Origin of the sequence: uncultured Corynebacterium sp. (assembly GCF_945649885.1) — a bacterium.
Classification (GTDB): Bacteria; Actinomycetota; Actinomycetes; order Mycobacteriales; family Mycobacteriaceae; genus Corynebacterium.
The window spans coordinates 1-3,044 of sequence record NZ_CALZFS010000194.1; the positions used below are offsets into that span (position 1 = coordinate 1).

A 3,044-nucleotide genomic window follows, 5' to 3' on the forward strand; every position below is an offset into this window, starting at 1 on the left:
CGCCTTCGTCGCGATCTTCCTGCTCATGTTCTCCATCAAGTCCGTCTACCCCTGGCTGGGCCTGAACTCCCTGCCCGGACTGATCCTCATCTACCTCGGCGGCTCACTCGGCTCGAACACCTTCCTCATGTTCGGCTTCTTCAACACCGTGCCCACCGAGATCGACAAGGCCGCCGTCATCGACGGCGCCTCCCACGCCCAGGTCTACTGGCGCATCGTCCTGCCCCTGATCACCCCGTCCCTCGTGGTCGTCGGCATGCTCGCCTTCGTGGCCAGCTTCTCCGACTTCCTCATGGCGCAGATCGTCCTGCAGGATCCCCAGAAGTGGACCCTGGCCGTCGGCCTCTACCAGTTCGTCTCCGTCCAGTTCGGCGAGAACTGGGGCGTGTTCACCGCCGGCGCCGTCATCGCCGCCGCCCCCGTCGTGCTGCTGTTCATCATCCTGCAGCGCTACATCGTCTCCGGCATCACCGGTGCGGTGAAGGGATAGCCCGTCCGCTCCCGGTGCCGCACCCCTTGGGCACCGGGAGTAGTGGCACCACCCGCCGCGTCCCTGAGTGATCAGGGGCGCAGACTGCGCAAGAGTAGTGAAGATGGTCCGAATTCGGGCCCCGTAAACCCTGATCTTTACTACTCTTGCGCAGTCCGTGTGCCCGGTGCCGGTAATTAGACGCCCGTCAGGCGCTCGAGCGCCCGGTAATCCGGATCCGCCTGGCGACCGGGATTGAGCACGGGCAGCGATTCCCCATCCACCACACCTTCACCCGCCAGGAACAGGTACAGGAACGGGTCCCACCCGTTGCGAGTGAGTGCCTCCCGCACCGCCGGGGCACCGAGGGCCTCCACCAGAGCCTGGCGGAGCAGCGGGCCGAAGCTGGCCCAGCCCTCCTCCGGCCAGGCCGACGCGAGATCATTGGTGCTGTTGCTGGCAGCATCCAGGCGCTCGTTGCTGATCTCCTCCCCGGATTCCTCCGGGCTCCACTGGCCATAGACCTCTTCGATCGGGGCGTCCGGGTCATCCGTGTCCCCGGCGAACACCACACCCAGGTACGGCACCAGGTGGTCATCGGCGGGGCACAGCGCCAGCCCCGTGACCTTTTGCCCGTCGAATGTCCCGGCGTGGGCGTCCACCACCTCGGCGATGGACGCGGCAAACTCCCGGGACAGATCCTCGAAAGGCTTCTGCATGTCCAGAACTTAACACCGCAACCGACGTTGCGCCGGGGAAGCCCGAGCCCTCTGGGCCCGGGCTTTTTGATGAATGCCAGGCCTCCATCGAATCGGGTTTCCCCGCCGCTGAGGGCTTTCCGGGCGCCGCAGCGATGCTGCTTGCCGACGACACCGTGCTGGTCGGCACCGCCCCCGAGGTCCTCAACGCCGGTGTGGAGTTGTGCCATGAGACCGAGCCTTTCTGCGCCGCCTACCGCATGGGCCAGCGCCTCGTGGCGTCAATCTGCCTGGCTCGGCACCCTGACGGCCGGTACCTGGTTCTCAACCCCTGCGGGGTCTGCCGGGAGCGTCTCGCGATCCACGGTCCGGGCGTCATGGTCGCCGTGGCACACCCGGACGATCCCACGACCCCGACGTGGAAGAGGCTCAAGGACGTTCACCTCGACTACTGGGTGACACCGGCAGTGTAAAAGAGGAAAACCCCAGACCAGTGATGGTCTGGGGTTTCCCTCTTCGGTGGAGCTGCCGGGAATTGAACCCGGGTCCTACGTTACTTCGCCAGGGCTTCTCCGTGCGCAGTTCGCGCGTGGATCTCTGCTCGGCTCTCCGGCTAGGTCGAACTCTTCCGGATGATGAGCCCAGTCAGCGGTGAAAAGTCCCATCCAACCCCGCTGACGCGGTTGGATAGCAAGTTCCTTAGTCGATGCCAGGATCCAGGGCAGGAACATCCCTGGGCTGACAGACACGCGGTCGCTACTTAGGCAGCGAGGGCGTAGTCGCGCTGAGACTTCTCGGCGCTTATTGGTTTGCTGCGACGCTCACGGTGGTCTCCAGCCTTCACCGGCACGCTTCCCCTGGCTCAATCAACGCAGTCGAAACCATGTCAGCCCCGTTGGTTGTCTGTGGTGGGCTCGTGCGAGTTCCACAGAGAAGTTCACTCTACTGCACACTCCACTATTTTGGCAAGGGTGTTTCATTAAGCCACTCCATTAAGACCACCGCGTGGTTGTGTTCGCGGTCGGCTGCGCCGTAGAGAAAGGTGACTGCGCCGCGGGAGGCGGCGTCGATAAGCTTTTCCAGTTCTTCGCTGTCTGATTGGGACAGTTCTTCCCTGTATCGGCTGCTGAATTCAGAAAATTTTGAGGCCTCGTGTCCGAACCATTTGCGCAGTTCAGTACTCGGTGCGACATCTTTAAACCAGTGGTCTGGTTGAAGATCTTCCTTGGACACACCGCGGGGCCACAACCTATCTACGAGCACAGTGGTGCCGTAGACCTTCTCACCTTTGAGAACATCGTGCACCTTCGCAATGTGTACGGTCATGTCAGCCGGTGATTCCCTTGACTCGACGGCCTAGTTCACGGGTGACCTCACGTTCCTCAGTGCGTCGTTTGATGTCCTGACGCTTGTCATAGTCCTGCTTACCCTGGGCCAGTCCGAGTTCAAGTTTGACCCGGCCGTTCTTCAGGTAGAGCTTCAGCGGCACCAAGGTGCGGTTGCCGTCGCGGACCTTACCCATGAGGGAATCGATCTCATGGCGGTTCAGCAGGAGTTTGCGGGTGCGTTTAGGAGTGTGGTTGGTCCAGCTGCCCATGGAGTAGATGGGAATGTGCAGGTTGTGGAACCAGACTTCACCGTTGTCAATGGTGGCGAAAGCATCCACAAGTGATGCCTTGCCTTCACGCAGGGATTTGATTTCGGTGCCGAGCAGCACCACGCCCGCCTCCCAGGTATCAAGTATCTGGTAGTCATGGCGGGCCTTCCGGTTAGTTGCGAGAACTTGATTGTTCTCATCAACTTTCTTCTTTTTCTTGGCCATAGCCCCTTAAGTGTACGGCAGAGCTTTTACTTGCGGACGTAGAACCTCAGTGTCA

At 61.5% G+C, this 3,044-nt stretch carries 5 protein-coding genes and 1 other RNA gene; 2 read left to right on the forward strand and 4 right to left on the reverse strand.

What is annotated here, in order from left to right:
- Window positions 1–490, forward strand: a 490-nt coding sequence (locus Q0M74_RS13620) for an ABC transporter permease subunit (RefSeq protein WP_293955361.1), incomplete at its 5' end; no start/stop codon positions are given.
- Window positions 491–666: 176 nt separating this feature from the next.
- On the opposite strand, the gene Q0M74_RS13625 is transcribed toward Q0M74_RS13620, so the two are convergent.
- A complete protein-coding gene (locus Q0M74_RS13625) occupies window positions 667–1,188 on the reverse strand; it encodes a hypothetical protein (RefSeq protein WP_293955363.1) in 522 nt (173 codons plus the stop codon).
- Here Q0M74_RS13625 and Q0M74_RS13630 point away from each other — a divergent pair.
- Entirely contained in the window at window positions 1,110–1,640 is a 531-nt protein-coding gene (locus Q0M74_RS13630; RefSeq protein WP_293955365.1) for a cytidine deaminase, read from the forward strand. The two genes, Q0M74_RS13625 and Q0M74_RS13630, sit on opposite strands and share 79 nt — an antisense overlap.
- Window positions 1,641–1,684: 44 nt before the next feature.
- Here Q0M74_RS13630 and ssrA read toward each other — a convergent pair.
- The 3 genes from ssrA to smpB all read right to left on the reverse strand — a co-directional run bounded on the left by ssrA (window position 1,685) and on the right by smpB (window position 2,989).
- Window positions 1,685–2,061: a transfer-messenger RNA gene (ssrA, locus tag Q0M74_RS13635) on the reverse strand.
- A gap of 63 nt (window positions 2,062–2,124) precedes the next feature.
- On the reverse strand, window positions 2,125–2,493 hold the full coding sequence (locus Q0M74_RS13640; protein ID WP_293955367.1) for a DUF488 domain-containing protein: 369 nt from the start codon (window positions 2,491–2,493) through the stop codon (window positions 2,125–2,127).
- A 1-nt stretch (window position 2,494) separates the two neighbouring features.
- Entirely contained in the window at window positions 2,495–2,989 is a 495-nt protein-coding gene (smpB, locus tag Q0M74_RS13645; RefSeq protein WP_293955369.1) for an SsrA-binding protein SmpB, read from the reverse strand.
- Between the last annotated feature and the right edge of the window lie 55 nt (window positions 2,990–3,044).